Source organism: Paenibacillus sp. M2 (assembly GCF_046713495.1).
GTDB classification, from domain to species: domain Bacteria; phylum Bacillota; class Bacilli; order Paenibacillales; family Paenibacillaceae; genus Paenibacillus; species Paenibacillus amylolyticus_B.
Genome location: NZ_CP169648.1, coordinates 1,158,071 through 1,175,693 on the forward strand (window position 1 = coordinate 1,158,071; position 17,623 = coordinate 1,175,693).

Below are 17,623 nucleotides of genomic sequence, written 5' to 3' on the forward strand. Positions count from 1 at the left end.
CAGATGATTACACCTACAGTGGCTGGGCAGGAAGAGGCTCAATTATACGAGGAGATGCGGCGTGCGATCGATGAATTCGAAGAGGGCGAGCAGCGGCAAATCATTCTGAATCGGATGATAAAACAGCTAAGGTTCGCCAAGTGGCGCAAAGATCGGATGTGCAAGGTCGATGCATACTGCCAAAGGATCAAGCCCGCGACACTTTGGATCATATTAGCCACAGGCGCACTTGCACCAGTCTTGTTATTTAGCATGTTCATCTGGGTATCGTTGTGGGTGGAATGAAGCTGTAAAGAAGAGGAAAAAGTGTGAAAGCCAGGCGCTGACTGTGGTGGTGTAAAGTGAATTACTGTGTCTGCTGCTCGTAATCCAATTGATGAATCAGGAGGGCTTCATATTTCACGTATCTGATTCGAGTGAGGAGCTAGCATTATGAGTGTATAGGCAGTGACGAGTGTAAAGATGTATATGAAGCGTCGCTGCCTGAAAAAATTATAAACCATTACTTTCACATATTTATGCAAATTGCTGAAATTATTCTGGTAACAACGTCCTATAACTAATAATGTGTAAGATTTAATGCCTGAAATTTATAAAGACTTTGTGCTCATTTCTTATATGTCGTATACACGATTAACAGAAGATGGACTATAATGATTCTACTTCTTTGGAAAAAAGAGGATGAGATTAGGCTATGAAATCCCTATTATTACATATGAAAGAGCCATGTATCTGTACAAGGCCCTAAAGTTTTGAAAGTTAATATTTCTTATAAACTACTTAAGAGGTTTGATGTCTTCGGGCACTGAGCCTGTTTTGACTTCATAAGTATCATAATCCACCATTGAGAATATTTCTTGGGTCTTATTTCCTTTTACATACCCTGTCAGTGACACCGTATGAGACAAGTCAGACGGAATGAACTTGTGGCCTGTAAACTCAACATCAATTCCATAGGTTTCTTTAAAATAAGTTAGGCTTGCGATCTCGGCTTTTTGTACAATTTCTTTTTGCTGGTTGAACATGCAACCGCAAAATACAGTGATACTTATACTAATCAATATTAATAGGGTTAGAGGTGTACGATATTTAATAATAAGCATATCTACTACTCCTTGTTGGAACTTACTTGATTTTTTGGTCAAGTAACTCTTTCGGTACAACGGCTGTTTGAACTTCAAACGTGTCATAATCAATGAGGATGGTGATTTCGGTTTCTTTATTATTTTTAACATGACCACTCAAACTGATATTGTGACTAAGATCTTTTGGCATAAATTTATGATCAGTGAATTCCACTTCAGTATTATAGTGATCAATAAAGTATTGATGACCCACTTGAGTTGCTTCTTCAATAATTTTGTCTTGATTCGGCATAGAATTACATCCTCCCAATATAAGGGCTAAGATTATAAGTAGAATAGATACAAATTGAATATTTTTAAAAATATTCTTCAACCTCCTATATATGTGAACTTAACACTTTATAAATATACTTTAACTTTTTAGTTCAGTAAACAGAGAGGAGTTTTTATGGATACCTATATAACTGATAAAACATATAAGGAAATTTCGGAACTGGCCTATCTTAATTTGAATGAAGGAGATTACCCTGATACATTGGATTCGGCTAATTGGAAAGTGATTGAGCCAGATGGAGCAAGATTGCATAGAAGGTCTGGGTTCGACGCAGTTGTTTTAAAGAATGATCTTACAGATCAGATTGTCATCGGTTATCGAGGAACTGAACCAGAAGGGAAGTTGACAGATATATTCGCGGATTGGGAGACAGATGCTTTTGATGTCGTAGGAGGAAGAACGAGAAAGCTTGAAGATTCCATAACCGACCCAGAGCGTCATAATATCTTCAAAAATAGTCCATTCAAACTCATGATGGATAATTCAAGTTGGGAAAACAATCAGTTTCATCAAGCTGAAGAATTGTATGAGGCTGTACAGAAGGCTTATCCTGATTCAGATATTTCGCTAACAGGCCATTCTCTTGGCGGTGGTTTAGCTCAATATGTAGCTGCTCGTCATGATGTATCTGGTATGACGTATAGTGCTCCAAGTGTAATGAATCTGCTGGATGATATAAGTTTGGCTAAGGTGAATGAAGGTCACTTTGACAACAAAATGGTTAATGTGGTTCATCCGAGTGATTCTGTAGGAGCTGGCGGAGTAAGTGAATATGACAGGCACGTTGGACTTACGGTGTACAAGGGACAGGATTTTGATACCGCTAATGCAATGTATCAGAACTGGAAGTTTCAATTACAGTTAAAGGTCCCTTTTCAACCTCTCGGTGCAGGCTCCCCGATGTTGGTTCATGACGTTGGAATAGATGTAGATTTAGATAAGCTGTACATTGGAAATATCGTTAGATTATTGGATTCCTTCTCCAAGGACGAAGGCAAGGGGTACCACTCCATGAAGCAATATGAGTTTGATAAGGAGGGCAACTTAATTGGCCCGTTAATCGATCGGAGTACGGGAGAGACGCTTGATATTTCTCCAAGATGGACTGCACATCAGAAAGCAATGGCTGTGTTCTCTAATGTGATGTCTGGTGCAGTAGCTTCGTTTATATCTGGAGTAGGTAGTTCTGGTGGCGGTAAGATTCAATTAACACCGGAAGAATTAGCGCAGTCTGCTCGAGAAATGAGACTGAGTTTGAGCGGATTTTCCAACGATGCACAAGCTTCTATTCAGATGTTCCAGACCCATATAGCAACGAGCGAAAGTCAGTCTTTTACACCTATTGCTTATAATGCAACAGCTACTTTGCAACAAATTAACCGTTGGTACCAGGAATCCATAAGTGAGATTGCAGATTATATTGAACGAAAGAGAGAGGATTTCGTAATCGCCGATCAGTAAAAATAATAATGGAATTTATATAGATAGATTAACAGGAGGAAACTGGACATGGGCAGAATATCCGTATCCCTGTCGGATTTACGAAGAGCCGTTCAACAATGCGAACAATTGCAGCAACGGCTTATACAACAGGAACAGAAGATGCGTACGATTCATGGAAGGTTGCAGCAGGATTGGGTAGGGACATCAGCATCGGTGCTAACTTTCAAGATGCAGTCTTTTGTTGAAGGTGCTGCTGTTAGATTAAGTGAACTTGAAGCTCATAAGGAGGAATTGAAGCAATACATTCGCAAGATGGAGGAAGCGGACAGAGAGGATCAAAGAAATCGCAGCAGGATACAGTGATTGTCTATATCTGCTCACGCGTAAATAGTCAGATAGGAAGTAATCTTCCCACCTAACTATTGTTGCTTCGTTCATACAATTGTATCGATTGAAGTCACTTGCGCAAGCAGCTATTACTAATTAGTGTAAATCAGTATTATTCTTGTTCAAAGTTTGAATTTTCTCTTGGATATACTGGTGGTAATCGTGGAAGCTGCTGATGTGATGCAAAGAATCGGAGTTCTCAGACTGGATCTTAATTTTACCGTCCTGAGGCAAATTTTTCATCTCAGCAATGACCGATTTGGAACCTTGGATATCACCAGACATCTCCTGAATTCGCTGTAATAATGCGGGATGGCCTTCGTACTGGAGCATCTCAGCGAGGGGTCTCATCTCCTCCAACTTTTGGCTCGATCGTTCAAGTGTGGTCATCACCTTGTCTCCATCTGTACTTGCGCTAAGCGAAACCATTCGGTGGATGTGATCTTTCTCCATACGCTCAAGCGCCTCCAAATGGGAAGCTTCCAGTCGTTTGGGATCGCTCCAACTCTCCGATCGAACGGTGTCATTCTGTTGCTGGGAAGTATTATTCGCAGTGCCATTGCCACAGCCCCATAACAGAGATGAGCAGGTTAACACGGCTCCAACGGCGATGATACTTTTTAACCTCATGCTGTCACTCCTTCAATAATTTCCTGAAGGTAGTATGAGCTATATTATCCAAAATCATGCTTCATCTGTTCATTTCTTTCCCATAATTAACAAAGGCAAAGAACGAGCTAACTGTATGTATCATTGCAGTGTAGCCGGATCTTATTTTTTGGGATTGCGGCTATCGATGAACCAACCCGGTCCTGTCACACTGATGACTTCAACTGTGTCATAGTTATATGAAACGGTAATATGCTCATCTTCGTGACCTGTTACATGACCATATAGGTACAAGCGGGAATGGACTGAAGGGTCGTCAATATCATGACTCGTGATGACAAAGTCTGCGTCATAATACTCCTTAATGTATTGGATGCTGACGGGTGTAGCTTTTTCAAGAATGATTTGCTTATCTGATGTGGACAGGCTAGAACATCCTCCGATTGCAAGTGTAAAAACAAGTAAGTATAGAGCCATAAGTTTTGTTTTGATCAAGCTTTCATTCTCCTTTTTGGTGATAAACTCTAACGACACTTTTATTCTAATTTTTCTGCTAGTACAATTGCAACGGTAGTAATGAGGTGAGAAGCTTTATGAATCTTTATACTAATAACATATGGCGCTGGACCATCAACCTTCTTTATCCTGCCATTATCTTTGTCTTTCAGAGCTGGGGACCAATATTGGATTCTTGGACAGGTCCTATTTTGTTCGTCGCGGTGTTCTGCTTTCTGTGGAGCGATGTAAAAGACATGTTCGTTTCGACAGGACTAACATGGTTTATTGCCATCCCGTGCTGGTGGTATTGGATTGAGCGCCCGGAACCATCATTCGGTGCGGAGAATTTTGCCGCGCATCTATGGTTAATTGTACTTATGTACATTGTCTTCGTGCTTATTCCTCAGACCTTAATCCTGACTACGCGGTTGCGGGTAATGGATTATTATAAAAAGTGAAAATCAATTTAGAATAGGCGGACGTACAAGGATTAGGAGGTAGTATATGAGTCGCTTAAAAAGGATCAACAAGCCTTACCTCATTTTCCTCATCTGGAACGTACTCATGATCGGTGCTGTACGTGGATTAACCTTCCAGCATGAGCCGGGTAGAGGGGTATCTGGTAACGGTAACCTGGGACTTCTGGTGTTAGCTCCATCTCTTCTGACCTTTCTCATTCTCTGTATCTGGACGATGTTTCTATCCAAATGGTGGTTGTACGATCAGCGTCAGCGCTGGGGAGGGAAGATACATGCCTGTGTACCCTTCGCGGCTCTCTTGCTGTGTGTGTTGTCTGTCGCTTGGGAGCTACACACCATCAATGACCTACGCCTCCAGCTCAACGGATTTACGAATGATCCGGATTCGGCCGTGTACCGTTTTGGTTGGCTGAACCAGTACACGAACACCTTGTTTTATAACGTTCCGATTCTGCTGTTCGGTCTGTCATTCTCCATATTTATAAGCTGGCTGATGGAATGGAAACTTCGCAGTCCTAGGTCCACCTAATCCGAACTGCAAACGAAATATATCCTTCATCAACACAAACACCCCTCATCCGTCGTATCAGACGGGCAAGGGGTGTTTCGAGTCATACTACACTTTTCTTTTATATTTCCCTGTATACGGGATGGTGAGATGGATTTTCAGATCCTGGATCGAGTCTTCGGTAAGCATCATCTTGCTGCCATTGTTTGATAACTTACGCCAGAGCTTCGGATTTTTGCGATACAGTTTCTCCTGAAGGCCGTAAATATCCACACCACGCTCAAGGCCGTGACGATAGGTCTGCATAATCTGCTCTCGCAACTTCACTTCACTAATCTGGATCATCTCCTCATAAGAGGTGGGCACCAGATATTCATACAGGGCAGTTAGGTATTGGGCGTCAATATTAAACTTGACCTCTTCACCCTGAATGACAGGCTTGATTTTGATCTTTGGTAAACCTACACTGAGTGCCCCATAGATCGTTCCATCCTTCTGCACAAGCAAGGGAGCACGCCGCATGTCCTTGATCAGCCAGTGATAACCGGGAAGCTGACTGCGTGGAAGGTATTCAAAGTCAACACCTGTCTTTTCGAAAAAGGCCCCCTCGATTAGAAATAAATCCTTTTTCTTCTCGTTCTCGGCCCATTGGGAATTGTTCAATGCAATACTGGGCAGATACGTCGTGGTAGCCGGATCATTATGCGTTGCAATGAGCTTGAAGCTAAGCACGGGCGGATACAACGATTCTTCCAGATAAGTCGGGAGCGGATTATGAAGAATGCTATCCAAGGGCGACATATTATAGATGGACGTTGCACTGAGAATTTTCTCCAGTGGTTCGCGGGTTCCGTAGACCCAGGTCGTATAACGGGATTCTGGGAACCGTCCCAGCATATCGAACACTTCTTTGATATGTTTGCTGGTGAGCACACCTTCCGCCATAACGATGGCTGTCACATGCCCCCAAGCCATGTGTAATTGAGCTGTACGAAACAGTTCGTTCAGCGCCAGACTCATGGTTTTCCCTTCGGCATGTCCGACCCATACAGGTGGCGTATCTGCACTTTTGGTTGAACTCTCACTTTTGGCGACACTGGCAAAATCCAGCGTTTGTACATACAGGTGATACATCCCGTCTTTGTAATCAATGCCAAAGGCTTTGGCGTAGTCCACCTGTTGGATCTCAAAGGCACTCCAGCATCCACTTGTCATCACGCACATCGATAGGCTTAACAGACCCAGCGTACATCTCCGCAACAAACGCTTCATCTTCCGTTTCCTTTCTTACGCGGTTCTTGAGTCTCAAGATAGACGGGTCTGCGTTTACCCAACCCTTTTGGCAGTTTGAATAATGAAGCTATCGCTTGTTTAAAATGAAGCGGTGTTAACGGCGTGAGATACGGAATGCCAAATGATTTGAGATCGGTCAGGTAGATGAGGAACAGAATCAACGACAGGATGAACCCAAAGATGCCGAGGGAAGCTCCCAGGACAAAACAAAGGAAGCGCAGGATCAGCACAGAACTGGTCATAACCTGATTCACAATGGTTGCTCCAGCTACGACGGTAACTGCGATGATGACAATCATGAGGGGAGAGACCATGCCGGCTCGAATGGCGGAATCCCCTATGATCAGACCTCCAACCACAGTTAATGTCTGGCCGATGGCACTTGGTAGACGTACCCCCGCCTCTCGGAACAGCTCCATGAGCAGCATAATGAGAAACATCTCCACTCCCGATTCCATTGGCAGTCCCATACGTCCTACCGATATCGTGGCAACCAGTGGGAAAGGAATCTGATCCATATGAAATGAAGTCAGCGCAATATAGAATCCGGGCAGGAACACGGTGATCATCAGGCCAAGAAAGCGCAGCATCCGCCCTACGTTGACAGCTAAGAAGGGAAAGCTGGCATCTTCCGGTGATTTGAGCAAAAGAAACAGATTGACTGGCCCAATAATGGCGCTGGGATTGCCGTCGACAATGAGGATAAAACGTCCGTTCAGGAGACATTCTGCAGCAAAGTCAGGCCTGCCCGTATAATGGGTGACGGGAAACAAAGTGATTTTCGAAGGTGACAGCAATTCTTCCAGTTCATTGGCGGTCAAGATTCGTTCGATCTCAATCTTACGCAACCGATCCTGGACGTCTTCGATCAGCTCCGGATTGGCGATATTTTTGATATACATCAATGCCACCTTGGTTGCAGAACGTGTACCGATCAGTTCGATATTGCAGGCAAGTTGGTTCGTACGCAGACGGGTGCGTATCAAGGCAACATTGACGGCAAGGGGTTCAATGAACCCATCTCTTGCCCCGCGGATCGAAACTTCGGTGGTCGATTCCTCCGGTGTTCGAGTAGGGATGTTAGATATATCAATACTCCACATGGCTTGAAGAGATGGTATACAGATTAGCATATGGCCTTCAAAAACACGGAGAGACATCAGTTCTGTTCCAAATGCCGGATCTTGCAGATCCATTCGGGTCCAATCCAGGCTGATGCATTTTTCAATGTCGGATGTACGGATAAAGTGTGTATCTTCATATGTTCGTTTGAGTTCCGGGAGAATAATATCGTAGATCGCTTCACTATCCACCATACCGCTGCAATAGGTCATAAGGAGTTGCATCGGAGGTTCTCCGAACATGTGACTATTGATGATGACATCATCAGATCCCGCAAAAAAGGTGTTCAGGTTATGCTCGTTCATTCGGAACGGTTCAACTTCACGATTATTCTTGGGCTGGGTTGAGATCGGCACGTTTGGGAGCCTCCTTGTCCTTTTTGTGGATTAATGCGGCAATGGTTAATATCACGGTAACGATTGAGACATAGGCCAGCATGACCGGGAACTGAATATGATCTACGTAATAGTCGACGTAATCAATGCGCCACCATTGCATCGCCATAAAGCTCATGATGACGGTGATGGTGAGAATCGCGATATATCGTTTCTTCGGTCTGCGGAAATTCAGCAGATCCACGATGAGATACATAGATATAGCGACCCTTGCGAAGGAACCACTAAGCCATTGATAGATGGACAAAAAATCAACGTGTTGCAGCAGCTTGCCGATATTCACAAGTTTCCATTGCTCATAGGGACTGTTTCGTTGTTTTGCTGCTTCTTCTGGACCAAACTCGACGATGGCTCCGATCGTGGGACCGATCGCCATACTGAGCATAAACACGCCGAGGATCAAAACATGCCACCAACGAATTTTGCCTTTGACTTCATGTTGGAACAACATAAGAATCCAGATTTCCATAAGCCCGGCAAGAGAGTAGATCATGCCCCGCCATACGGGACCCATGCCGTTCTCCATAATCGGGAACAATAGACTGTAGTCTTTGTATTTCATATTGGCGGACATTACAAAATAACCAAGTAAAATTACAAATGGCAGCAGCAGACTGGAAGTCATCGCAATGGAGCGTATGCCTTTAGCCGCTGCCCACGCGGCAACCAGTGCTCCGCCACCAGCCAGAACGTAAGGTGGCGTGAATTGAAGATATGTGGACACGGTCCAGTTAGTTGTCTCATACAGCGTATGTGTGCCAAGCGTGAACAGTAGAATGGAAGCGGAGATCCGGAAGATCCAGGAAGGAATCGGTCCGAATTCTCGCGTAATCCAATCTGTTAATCGCTGTCCACGTACTCGCCGAATGATGATATACATCATACATAGAAACAGCATGAAAAAAGGTCCTGCCGCCACGACAGACAACCATCCGTCTCTGCCGCCTGCTTCGAGAATTGCTGGGATGGACAAGACATGGCAGACCAGTCCGGCACTTAATAAAATGATGGAAAAGGACAACCAGATGGTAATTTGACCTTTCTCACGACTCATGCGAATCCTCCTTTCCAATGAAGGAAGTTTCCGTTAGGTTGTACAGCATACAGGAAGTTGATTCCTTTTTCAGATTTTTTCACAGAAAGTTGCAACCGATATGGACGGACTAAGCAGAAAGCTTTAACATACAGATATAGCAATGTCGAAGACAAGCACTGAGCGAAGCATAGAGAAATAGGGAGGAAACCTGCGATGACAAATACAACGAAGGCACCTGGAGAGACGAAAGTTGGCTTTATTGGTACAGGCGTGATGGGTAAAAGCATGGCTGGGCACATCCAGCAAGCGGGATATCCGCTGCATGTGTACACGCGAACTGCTGCCAAAGCGGAAGCATTGGTGAAGGAAGGTGCCGTATGGCATGACACACCAGGCAAACTGGCTGCCACGTGTGATGTCATCATCACAATGGTGGGGTATCCGAAGGATGTCGAGGAGATTTATCTCGGTGAGGATGGTCTCGTAGCCAATGCCAAACCAGGGTCATATCTGATTGATATGACAACATCCAGTCCGTTACTGGCTGCACGAATCTTTGAAGCTGCGGAAGCCAAAGGACTGCATGCACTGGACGCGCCTGTATCGGGCGGTGATATCGGAGCGCAGAACGCGAAGCTGTCCATTATGGTTGGAGGTAGTTCGGAGGCCTTTGAAGCCGTGCGTCCGCTGTTTGAGCAGATGGGCACCAACATTGTGCTGCAAGGCAAGGCGGGAGCCGGGCAGCATACCAAAATGTGCAACCAGATTGCCATTGCCTCTGGCATGATGGGCGTGTGTGAAGCACTCGCCTATGCCAAGACGTCTGGTCTGGACGCGGAGACCGTGCTGAAGAGCATTGCTACCGGTGCAGCCGGAAGCTGGTCTCTCAGCAATCTCGGTCCGCGCATGATCGCAGGCGATTATGAGCCTGGATTCTATGTGAAACATTTTATCAAAGACATGGGAATTGCACTGGAGTCAGCAAAAGCGATGGGCATGAAAACGCCTGGTTTGGCTCTGGCTGAATCCCTGTATCAGGAAATAGCGAATAATGGTCTGGAAGAGAAGGGTACTCAGGTGCTCTACACCTATTATCTTCAGGCTTAACATCCAAGAGAACAGCAGCGTATTCTTTTTCTATTCAGGAAAGGGTTGCGCTGTTTTTTTTAATTTTGCGGTTTGTTTATGCGTCTAAAGTCACGGAATTGGTTAAATGTTCATATGTACTTTGCGTATTGGAGAGATTTTGATCGTTTTCCCTTTATTTTTACCCCGCTTTATCCGACATAAGTAATAGAAGTTTACATAATGAATGTGTCAAAGGATGTTATTCCTCCTGTAATGGTCACCCGTAACCCACACTATAATAGAACGGAGCTTGCCCATGTTCAAGAAAATCCTGTCTCTGTTCAAGACACAACCAGAGCTTGCGAACCAGATTACAGCCTCCGCTTCAGCGTTACCATCGACGACAACCATTCCCCCGCGTATGGTCCGTAGTAAGCGCAAGAAAAAGGCGGAAGGGGATTGGACACGCCAGCCGGAGGAACCTAGTACAGCAGATCAGCTGATCGGTCTTCCAAGTCAATATAAAGTGCTGAACGACCTGCTCGTTACCAATCCGAAGTCACGCTCCGGTTATTCGCAGATTGATCATGTCGTAATCGGTCCGCGGGCAATCTTTGTGATCGAAACCCGAAATCTGACAACAGGTGAGATTCGCGGCGGAAGAAGAGAGGCCAATTGGTCAGTCAGCAGCAGTCGGGTCAAAATGTACAATCCGCTTATGCAGCATCGTGCACATGTGGAAGCCATCCATGCGCACCTCGGAGACTACAAAAGAGTACGTCTCGTCTCCATGGTGACCTTCACCAACCGTTGCCGCATCAGTGTTGATCCTGCTGTGAGGTATGTGAATTCGGATGAACTGATCATCTACGATCATGAATTGGTGGAAACGATTCAGCGCAAGACAGAACGACTTGAGAGTGAGGTTCCCGAAACCGTATTTCAAGAGAAGGATATTCAGGCGATCTACGCTCTGTTATCATCGGTCAATTCCACCGATCCTCAGATTCGGTCAGAGCATATGGAGAAGGCAAAAGGGATCAAATAATTACCCTTCACGAACACTGTTGTCCATACGGGCGGCAGTGTTTTTGTGTTGCGGTGGTAGTTAATGTACGAGTAGTAAAAGGCTTTAGACACAGGTATATCGTCGTATACAACCGATTTTTAACTTATGATAGAATGTAGAGCATGTCCAATTGTGTGAATCAAGCATGTTATATGAAAGGATATTTTTGTAAGCGGGTGTTCAAGTCTTGAAGCAGAGGTTAATGGTTCTCAGGAATATACATAGGATAGGGGAAGATTATACATGAAATGGAATTATACGATAAAGACGTTCACAGTTATGCTTGGTTTGGCAGCGATTCTGACAGCTTGTGGTGGCGGAGCGAAAGAGACGTCATCGCCGGAGTCTGCTTCCAGTACAGAAGTTGCTTCATCAGAAACAAGCAGCTCGAATGCTGCCGTAACAGAAACCGCAGCAACCGATTCGAATGGGAGTGAGCAGACAGGTTCAGCTACAGAAGAATCTTCTTCAGCCGACGACGGCAAGATTGGAAAGGACTCCACACTGGAAGAGTTGAAGCAGCAGTATGCGGATAAACTTGGTTATATCCGTATCCCTCTGAATGATTATCCGGTGCGTCGGGTCAGTGAGGAAGGTTCCAAAAATATTAATGTAGCCAACTACAGCGATGCCGTTGTGGACATGAATGCAGGGGTGCCAATTCACTCTGATTCGCAGCAGTTGATTGATGATGCCTTTCCTTTTTTTACAACCGTACAAGCACCTGACGAATCTTATATAACTTGGGGAGAAGCAACCAATCTGGAGCGTGCCATGGTGAAAACGCTGTTTATCGCGCGTGAAGGGCTGCTAATTACCGAAGATGCGATGAAAAATAAGGACTACAGCAGTACATCGTTCCAGGATTCCAAGGATTTCTTCAGGGTCACAGCGAAATTTGAATCGATGGCACCTGTTGCACAGCATCCACGTGACATTACGTTGAGTACGTTATACGACAAAGCCCGCACGTCATGGGGCAAGCTTGCTGCGATGGACCCGGAGCAGGATGAAGCGGCGTTTGCCGAGATGTACAAGACGACGAGAACCGATGCCAATAATGCCATGGGGTTGCTTAATGTTCTATTGTCTACCAATGAGGATGAACGGATCAAAGAGATTTACGGGGAATAAAAATGCCGTGATCCAGAGTTAATCTGGATCATCCCGGTAACAGGTCTGGATCACATGCCTTCAAACTCTGACTACCGATTGAAGCGGGGTCAGGGTTTTTCTGGTTTTTTCCAATAGGTGTATGATATGTTTTTAGGAGTCAGACATGTCCGGAATATAGGTGAGGTGTGTGAAAGATGTGGTGGATGAACTTTTGTAAACGCTTTAAATTTAAAACGAAGCTAATCTTGTTTTTATCTACCGCAACGGTCTTAATCTCCGGAATCACAGGGTTGATCACCTATCGCATCCATATCGATCTGTTCAATGAAGAGGTCAGTCGCCAGTATAGTCTTACCGCAGAGCAGATTCTTGCACGTCTGGATTCCAGGGTACACGACATGTATAAAGTCACCGATTATATCACACTGAATCCCTCCGTAAAAAATGCCATCAAAGCACAGACCTCTGGCATCTCGTCCTATGATCAGATGAAGCTGGAAGATGAACTGGATGATCAGTTGTATCAGGTAAGGCTGGATGCACCGGAGATCATGGGGCTCCGCATATATGACCTGAAGGAAAACATATTTAATCTCGGTGCCTTTGCCGGCTCATTTCAACAGATGGATCCTTCCTATCTGGCAGAGATGGTTCATAGACTGGAAGGAACGGGCGGCGAATATGGTTGGAATCGTTTGGGGCCGGATGCTTTCTTGCAGGAGGAACAAACCAATTGGATTCTGGCGGGACGATTAATGCGGTCTGTTGATCTGGAGACTTATGGCGTCATGTTAATTCTGTTTAACACCTCGTTGTTCGAATCGTATCTCAAAGATCTGCGACTGAATGAGGAAGTTGCTGTCTACTTGTTTGACGCAGATGGTGAGCTTCTTTATGCCTTTCATAATCAGGATGCGGATCCACCACCACTTACCGAGCTAAGCCTAGGGGCGACGGAGATCAGGGACGAGCAGGGAACAACCCAATTGTATACGAAGCAAACGTCAGACAAAGCGGGCTTCACCTTGGTTAGCAAAGTCTCACTCGCTCAGATTCAGAACAAGGGAAAGATCATTGTCAAAGTTGCTGTGTTCTCTGCGGTAGCCAGCATATTATGCTCCTGGTTCATCATTACCATAATTAGCGGCAGACTGTTGCGTCCACTTGCGAGTCTGGTCAACGCGATGAAAAGAGTGCGTGATGGACAGTTCGATACACGGGTTCGGATCGAGACACGGGATGAGCTCGGTTTTATCGGTGAACGATTCAATGCAATGGCTTCCCGGATTGATACGCTTATACATGAAGTGTACGAGCGCGAACTCAGTGAAAAAGAAGCTGAACTCAAAGCTATTCAGGCCCAGCTGAATCCCCATTTTCTGTATAACACGCTGAGCATGTTTTTCTGGAAGTTCTATATGCTTGGCGATGAGAAATCGGCTCGCCTGGTCACTGCCTTGTCCGAGATGCTGCAGTATACGCTGGAACCCGTGCAGCAACTGACGACCGTGCAGGATGAGATGAAGCAAATAGATCACTACCTGCAGATTCAGCAGGCCCGGTATCAGGAAGCCTTGTCGATTGAAATTGCCGTTCCTGCTGAATTGCTTCGCTGTCAGGTGATCCGACTGTTGCTTCAGCCCATCGTGGAGAATGTTTTTGTTCATGCCTTCTCGGACAAAAGGAACAACCGTCATCTGGAGATTCGTGGCTCGCGGCAAAACGGGCATGAAGGAGAGCTGGATCTGCTTATCATTGAAATTTCAGATAACGGCTGCGGCATGCACGCATCGGTCATTGAACACATTATGACGCCAGTGGCACATGCGGGTGAGGAACGTCAGCACATTGGCATGCGGAGTGTACTTCGAAGAATTGAGTTGATTCACGGTGAACCCTACGGTGTACAGATCGAGTCGACTATGGGAAAGGGTACGCTAGTACGTCTTCGTTTGCCTTATCAGATCGGTGAGGACTTATGCCGGGAAATTCAGGTGACTGAGAGGAGTAGGTTCTGTTGAATGGACGTATGCTTGTAGTGGATGATGAAGCATTATTTCGTCAGGGTCTGATTCATCTGGTTCGCAATAACCCCCTCGGTTGGGAGGTTGTCGGGGAAGCGGCCGATGGAGAAGAAGCGATACAGGCTGTACACAGCTGCACACCCGATCTGATCATTACGGATATCAACATGCCTGTGATGGATGGTCTAGATTTGGCCGAACGCATACACGAGAGTGGACTGGACATTATGATTATCATTTTGACAGGTTATCGTGAGTTCGAATATGCACAGCGTGCTATCCGGTATGGAGCAATTGAATTTTTGTTAAAGCCGTTTTCGCTCGATGAAGCATGTCAGGTGTTACAAAAGGCACATGAACGATATCGCCGAAAACAGTCCGACATTCGGATCAGGGAACAATACAGCCAGGTGGACCGTACCGAGCGACTGCGAGAGGAACTGACTTTGTTGCTGCTCCATCATCAATTCGGATCGATAATGAATCGGATCGAGGTGTTGCTGGAAGAAGCGTCCGGGATGAGCTTGTCACAAGGCAAAGCGGAGATTCATATGCTTATGAAGGTCATGACGGACTTACTGGTACAACAGCTTCAGCCTCAGGAATCCGGTGGGATGGACTCAACTGCCCCAGATCCACTGCTCTGGATTCATACCATACCTGAAGTCATCGCTTGGGCCAGATGCAAGAGTGAAGAGTGGGTGGATATGCTGATGCGTCTAACTCAGGAACAGCAGGATCATGTCGTTACACGAGTTATACAGTATATTGAAATGAACTATTCCAGCACATGCACGTTGCAGGCCGTGGCTACCCATGTTCATGTGACACCCAACTACTTGAGCCATTTGTTCAAAAAAGAGACAGGACAAGGCTTCAGCCAATATGTCAGCAAGCGCCGAATTGATAAGGCGAAGCTGCTGCTGCACAGCACTCGGCAGAGCATGGCAGATATCGCGGAACTGACCGGGTTCGATAACTCCAGTTATTTTACAACCGTATTCAAACAGATGACGGGTATATCGCCCCGCGAATATCGCAAGCAAGTAGCCAAGTAAAGTGCCCGGTAGCAATCCTCCTTGAACTGCTGCAGGGTCACAATTAAAGAGAAGCCTCCTCTTAATATCTGTTCGTTTCCAAGTTCAACCCCACCATGTGGGGTTATTTTTGCGTAGAAAATTATAAAAGGATCGTTAAATAACAAATGTTTACGCTTACATTTTTATCTAAAATACAACTATAGTACATCAACAGCAGAGAGGAGTGATGGATATGAAGGGGGAACTGACCGCAGGTCCGCCGTCTGGATTACAACCACCGGATAGTGAAATGAAGCATCGGATTCGGCAGCAGCGGCTTCGACGATTCAAGATGAATATACCGTTAATCTTGATGTTTGTTCCGGTGATTATGTTCTACCTTACCTTTCGTTATGCACCCATCGGAGGGCTGGTCATGGCCTTTAAGGATTACAACTTCTATGATGGGCTGTGGAACAGTCCATGGGTGGGCTTTCAGCATTTTCAGACGCTGTTCAGTGATCCGCGCACGGTGGAGATTATTCGCAACACCTTGTTCCTCAGTTTGTTAAGCATCATTATCGGGTTTCCCATTCCAATTATTCTGGCCATTATGCTGAATGAAGTGCGAAACATGGCCTTTAAGCGAACGGTGCAGACGGTGGTCTATATGCCACACTTCTTTTCCTGGGTCATCATTGCGATGATGATCATGACGGTTTTCTCTTTGGAAAATGGGATCGTAAATCGCTGGGTCGAGGCCTGGACGGGAGCACCTTATCCGTTCATGTACAACAAGGGTTCGTGGGTTGCGGTGTTTGTTGGCTCAGGGATCTGGAAGGACATGGGCTTTAATGCCATCATTTTTCTCGCGGCACTAACGACCATTGATCCGAGCCAATACGAGGCTGCACAGATGGATGGGGCCAGCAAAATGCGCCAGATCTGGCATGTCACCCTTCCGGGTATACGCTCCACCATTATTCTCCTGCTGATTCTATCGATGGGGCGGGTGATGGAGGTCGGATTCGACCAGGTGTATATGCTTCAGAATTCCAATGTCAATGAGATAGCGGATGTCATCAGTACCTATATCTACCGCACCGGTCTTCAGGGAGCACAGTTCAGCCTGACAACAGCGATGGGATTGTTCGAATCACTGGTTGCATTTATCCTCATTTTTAGTGCGAATTATATCGCGCGGCGATTTAACGAAGGTTTGTGGTAGGGAGGGAGAACGGCATGAGAAAAACCAAAGGAGAAAAAGTCTTTTATTTAATCAATTATGTATTGTTGTCATTGGTTGCCGTCAGCTGTATCCTGCCCTTACTGAACATTGTTGCCTTGTCATTTAGTGATGCGAGAGCGGTTGTTTCAGGTCAAGTGGGATTATGGCCCGTCGATTTCACCTGGTTCTCCTATCACAGCCTAATTACCGGAACGCCGATTCTGAATGCATTCTGGAATAGTGTGGAGATCACATTGATCGGTACAGGGCTCAGCATGGCGGTGACGATTATGGCGGCATATCCGCTGTCACGTAGACATTTTTATCATCGGCGCTTCTTTACGATGGCGATGGTGTTCACGATGATTTTTAACGGTGGACTCATCCCGACTTATTTGGTCGTGCAAAATCTCGGTCTTGTGAACAGTTACGGTGCGCTTTGGCTACCGGGCCTGGTGAGCACGTACAACATGCTGATTATGCGATCTTATTTTGAAAATCTGCCAGGGGAAGTGGACGAGGCTGCGCGCATCGATGGTTGTGGTGAACTGGGGCTTTTGTTCCGCATCGTGTTGCCATTGTCCAAACCTTTGCTGGCGACTATTGCTCTCTTTTACGGCGTGGGTTACTGGAATTCGTTCATGAGTGTGATGATTTATATCAATGATACGTCCAAATACAACATGACCGTGCTTGTCCAAAATATGATTATGTCCAATCTGAATGTACAGGATTTTACCGATCCAACGATGATATCGAATCTGACCCCGGAAGGCATTCGGGCAGCAGCTGTCATTGTGATGGTCATACCCATTTTGGCAGTGTATCCGTTCTTGCAGAAGTACTTCGTTAAAGGGGTCATGCTTGGATCAATTAAAGGTTAAAGCAGGCTGTGGGTTAACCCGCATGG

Annotated in this window: 19 protein-coding genes; 12 read left to right on the forward strand and 7 right to left on the reverse strand. The window is 45.6% G+C overall.

Annotation, left to right across the window (positions count from 1 at the left end):
• Positions 1-3 precede the first annotated feature (3 nt).
• Positions 4-285 (forward strand): hypothetical protein, encoded by a 282-nt coding sequence (locus ACETMN_RS05255; RefSeq protein WP_091015833.1) that lies wholly within the window; start codon positions 4-6, stop codon positions 283-285.
• Positions 286-776: 491 nt separating this feature from the next.
• Here ACETMN_RS05255 and ACETMN_RS05260 read toward each other — a convergent pair whose 3' ends face one another.
• Complete coding sequence (locus tag ACETMN_RS05260) at positions 777-1,103, reverse strand: hypothetical protein (protein WP_091015831.1); 327 nt, start codon at positions 1,101-1,103, stop codon at positions 777-779.
• Positions 1,104-1,125: 22 nt separating this feature from the next.
• A complete protein-coding gene (locus ACETMN_RS05265; protein WP_091015829.1) occupies positions 1,126-1,377 on the reverse strand; it encodes a hypothetical protein in 252 nt (83 codons plus the stop codon).
• 156 nt (positions 1,378-1,533) lie between these two features.
• Here ACETMN_RS05265 and ACETMN_RS05270 point away from each other — a divergent pair, with 156 nt between their 5' ends.
• On the forward strand, positions 1,534-2,880 hold the full coding sequence (locus tag ACETMN_RS05270; RefSeq protein ID WP_091015828.1) for a lipase family protein: 1,347 nt from the start codon (positions 1,534-1,536) through the stop codon (positions 2,878-2,880).
• Between the two features lie 48 nt (positions 2,881-2,928).
• Positions 2,929-3,225, forward strand: a complete 297-nt coding sequence (locus ACETMN_RS05275; protein WP_091015826.1) for a WXG100 family type VII secretion target — start codon at positions 2,929-2,931, stop codon at positions 3,223-3,225.
• Positions 3,226-3,345: 120 nt separating this feature from the next.
• Here the strand turns inward: ACETMN_RS05275 and ACETMN_RS05280 are convergent, their stop codons facing one another.
• Complete coding sequence (locus tag ACETMN_RS05280; protein WP_091015825.1) at positions 3,346-3,879, reverse strand: hypothetical protein; 534 nt, start codon at positions 3,877-3,879, stop codon at positions 3,346-3,348.
• A 141-nt stretch (positions 3,880-4,020) separates the two neighbouring features.
• Positions 4,021-4,353 (reverse strand): hypothetical protein, encoded by a 333-nt coding sequence (locus ACETMN_RS05285; protein WP_256975097.1) that lies wholly within the window; start codon positions 4,351-4,353, stop codon positions 4,021-4,023.
• A 98-nt stretch (positions 4,354-4,451) separates the two neighbouring features.
• On the opposite strand from ACETMN_RS05285, the gene ACETMN_RS05290 reads away from it, so the two are divergent.
• Complete coding sequence (locus ACETMN_RS05290; protein WP_091015823.1) at positions 4,452-4,814, forward strand: hypothetical protein; 363 nt, start codon at positions 4,452-4,454, stop codon at positions 4,812-4,814.
• Between the two features lie 46 nt (positions 4,815-4,860).
• Entirely contained in the window at positions 4,861-5,364 is a 504-nt protein-coding gene (locus ACETMN_RS05295; RefSeq protein WP_091015821.1) for a hypothetical protein, read from the forward strand.
• 87 nt (positions 5,365-5,451) lie between these two features.
• Here the strand turns inward: ACETMN_RS05295 and ACETMN_RS05300 are convergent, their stop codons facing one another.
• The 3 genes from ACETMN_RS05300 to ACETMN_RS05310 are packed head-to-tail and all read right to left on the reverse strand — an operon-like array spanning position 5,452 to position 9,207.
• Entirely contained in the window at positions 5,452-6,615 is a 1,164-nt protein-coding gene (locus ACETMN_RS05300) for a Ger(x)C family spore germination protein (protein WP_091015819.1), read from the reverse strand.
• Positions 6,612-8,114, reverse strand: coding sequence for a spore germination protein (locus ACETMN_RS05305; protein ID WP_256975096.1), 1,503 nt, complete (start codon positions 8,112-8,114; stop codon positions 6,612-6,614). Before ACETMN_RS05305 ends, ACETMN_RS05300 begins: the two co-directional genes overlap by 4 nt.
• A complete protein-coding gene (locus ACETMN_RS05310) occupies positions 8,086-9,207 on the reverse strand; it encodes an endospore germination permease (RefSeq protein ID WP_091015818.1) in 1,122 nt (373 codons plus the stop codon). The genes ACETMN_RS05305 and ACETMN_RS05310 overlap by 29 nt, the downstream gene beginning before the upstream one ends.
• A 195-nt stretch (positions 9,208-9,402) precedes the next feature.
• Here ACETMN_RS05310 and ACETMN_RS05315 point away from each other — a divergent pair, with 195 nt between their 5' ends.
• From ACETMN_RS05315 to ACETMN_RS05345, 7 genes are all read left to right on the forward strand, one after another.
• On the forward strand, positions 9,403-10,296 hold the full coding sequence (locus tag ACETMN_RS05315; RefSeq protein WP_091015816.1) for an NAD(P)-dependent oxidoreductase: 894 nt from the start codon (positions 9,403-9,405) through the stop codon (positions 10,294-10,296).
• A gap of 277 nt (positions 10,297-10,573) precedes the next feature.
• Positions 10,574-11,305, forward strand: a complete 732-nt coding sequence (locus ACETMN_RS05320; RefSeq protein WP_036606252.1) for a nuclease-related domain-containing protein — start codon at positions 10,574-10,576, stop codon at positions 11,303-11,305.
• A 264-nt stretch (positions 11,306-11,569) separates the two neighbouring features.
• On the forward strand, positions 11,570-12,460 hold the full coding sequence (locus tag ACETMN_RS05325) for a hypothetical protein (RefSeq protein WP_091015813.1): 891 nt from the start codon (positions 11,570-11,572) through the stop codon (positions 12,458-12,460).
• Between the two features lie 272 nt (positions 12,461-12,732).
• Positions 12,733-14,463: a sensor histidine kinase gene (locus ACETMN_RS05330; RefSeq protein WP_411735855.1), complete on the forward strand. Its 1,731-nt coding sequence runs from the start codon at positions 12,733-12,735 to the stop codon at positions 14,461-14,463.
• Entirely contained in the window at positions 14,460-15,524 is a 1,065-nt protein-coding gene (locus tag ACETMN_RS05335) for a response regulator (protein WP_091015810.1), read from the forward strand. Before ACETMN_RS05330 ends, ACETMN_RS05335 begins: the two co-directional genes overlap by 4 nt.
• A 271-nt stretch (positions 15,525-15,795) precedes the next feature.
• Positions 15,796-16,713 (forward strand): ABC transporter permease, encoded by a 918-nt coding sequence (locus ACETMN_RS05340; protein ID WP_047844113.1) that lies wholly within the window; start codon positions 15,796-15,798, stop codon positions 16,711-16,713.
• Between the two features lie 14 nt (positions 16,714-16,727).
• Complete coding sequence (locus ACETMN_RS05345) at positions 16,728-17,597, forward strand: carbohydrate ABC transporter permease (RefSeq protein ID WP_036606256.1); 870 nt, start codon at positions 16,728-16,730, stop codon at positions 17,595-17,597.
• The last annotated feature ends 26 nt before the right edge of the window (positions 17,598-17,623 follow it).

Excerpts from the sequence above, each read along its gene's own strand:
- ACETMN_RS05255 (WP_091015833.1), top strand. The coding sequence starts at position 4 with ATGATTACACCTACAGTGGCTGGGCAGGAAGAGGCTCAATTATACGAG.
- ACETMN_RS05260 (WP_091015831.1), bottom strand. The coding sequence starts at position 1,103 with ATGCTTATTATTAAATATCGTACACCTCTAACCCTATTAATATTGATT.
- ACETMN_RS05265 (WP_091015829.1), bottom strand. The coding sequence starts at position 1,377 with ATGCCGAATCAAGACAAAATTATTGAAGAAGCAACTCAAGTGGGTCAT.
- ACETMN_RS05270 (WP_091015828.1), top strand. The coding sequence starts at position 1,534 with ATGGATACCTATATAACTGATAAAACATATAAGGAAATTTCGGAACTG.
- ACETMN_RS05275 (WP_091015826.1), top strand. The coding sequence starts at position 2,929 with ATGGGCAGAATATCCGTATCCCTGTCGGATTTACGAAGAGCCGTTCAA.
- ACETMN_RS05280 (WP_091015825.1), bottom strand. The coding sequence starts at position 3,879 with ATGAGGTTAAAAAGTATCATCGCCGTTGGAGCCGTGTTAACCTGCTCA.
- ACETMN_RS05290 (WP_091015823.1), top strand. The coding sequence starts at position 4,452 with ATGAATCTTTATACTAATAACATATGGCGCTGGACCATCAACCTTCTT.
- ACETMN_RS05295 (WP_091015821.1), top strand. The coding sequence starts at position 4,861 with ATGAGTCGCTTAAAAAGGATCAACAAGCCTTACCTCATTTTCCTCATC.
- ACETMN_RS05300 (WP_091015819.1), bottom strand. The coding sequence starts at position 6,615 with ATGAAGCGTTTGTTGCGGAGATGTACGCTGGGTCTGTTAAGCCTATCG.
- ACETMN_RS05310 (WP_091015818.1), bottom strand. The coding sequence starts at position 9,207 with ATGAGTCGTGAGAAAGGTCAAATTACCATCTGGTTGTCCTTTTCCATC.
- ACETMN_RS05315 (WP_091015816.1), top strand. The coding sequence starts at position 9,403 with ATGACAAATACAACGAAGGCACCTGGAGAGACGAAAGTTGGCTTTATT.
- ACETMN_RS05320 (WP_036606252.1), top strand. The coding sequence starts at position 10,574 with ATGTTCAAGAAAATCCTGTCTCTGTTCAAGACACAACCAGAGCTTGCG.
- ACETMN_RS05325 (WP_091015813.1), top strand. The coding sequence starts at position 11,570 with ATGAAATGGAATTATACGATAAAGACGTTCACAGTTATGCTTGGTTTG.
- ACETMN_RS05340 (WP_047844113.1), top strand. The coding sequence starts at position 15,796 with ATGAAGCATCGGATTCGGCAGCAGCGGCTTCGACGATTCAAGATGAAT.
- ACETMN_RS05345 (WP_036606256.1), top strand. The coding sequence starts at position 16,728 with ATGAGAAAAACCAAAGGAGAAAAAGTCTTTTATTTAATCAATTATGTA.